Consider the following 765-nt stretch of genomic DNA (forward strand, 5'->3'; position numbering starts at 1 on the left):
CGCTCTGATTCAAGATCAACCAGAAAAGTAAACTTCAATAGACCTTCCTCGCCAGAAATCAACCCGGGCTTGTGCAACAACAGGATAGATTGCGGCTGGGCGCAATCTATCCTTATTCGTTATGTGCGAGATTTAAAGTTCACCAACAATATTATAAAAGTCAGTGTTTGATAAAACTTTTACGCCCCTTTGGGTTTCCCAACCTTTTACAAAAGGTACATCAACAAATTTGCACGATTTAACATTTGTTAGCTTTAAATCTTGTCGTCGGTCACTTCTGCCATTTTTTAAAGTTACAAATCTTTCTGTGATAGAGGAAATTTTACCTATAAATGCCAAATGATTATCTCGGTCGATAATATAGGCTGTGTCACCAACTGATGTCGATGCTAATTGAAACTTATTCAAAGCATAACCTGTAGCATGCTCCAGCTGACTTGCAGAAACTACATCTCTTTTACCTTTAAGTTTTACCTGCTCTGCTGAATGTCGTAAGACTAAAATATTCAAATCTACTCCTTATGAATATTAGATTGTTTTTATTCTATGTTGATGCTGACCTAGCACATAACAGTCGTTTACACGAAGCATTTTCGCATAACATACTGTAGATTTGCTATACGTACCTGCCGATACCCCACGGCAAAAACATGAGCATTTTTTGAACAGACAAGCAGGCTAAAAAAGTGCAAAATACCTCCTTTTTCCTGCTTATCTATGTCTGCAAAATCCCTGTTCTCTAAATTCAGCACCCTCACCGACCCT

At 38.0% G+C, this 765-nt stretch carries 2 protein-coding genes; both read right to left on the reverse strand.

Annotated features, from left to right (window positions below):
• Positions 1-132: 132 nt before the first annotated feature.
• Positions 133-510, reverse strand: coding sequence for a hypothetical protein (locus tag J7438_RS26335; RefSeq protein ID WP_209278987.1), 378 nt, complete (start codon positions 508-510; stop codon positions 133-135).
• Positions 511-578: 68 nt separating this feature from the next.
• A partial coding sequence (locus J7438_RS26340) for a hypothetical protein (RefSeq protein ID WP_209278988.1) occupies positions 579-765 on the reverse strand: 187 nt, incomplete at its 5' end.

Origin of the sequence: Thalassotalea sp. G20_0, assembly GCF_017744175.1 — a bacterium.
Taxonomy (GTDB): domain Bacteria; phylum Pseudomonadota; class Gammaproteobacteria; order Pseudomonadales; family Endozoicomonadaceae; genus Endozoicomonas.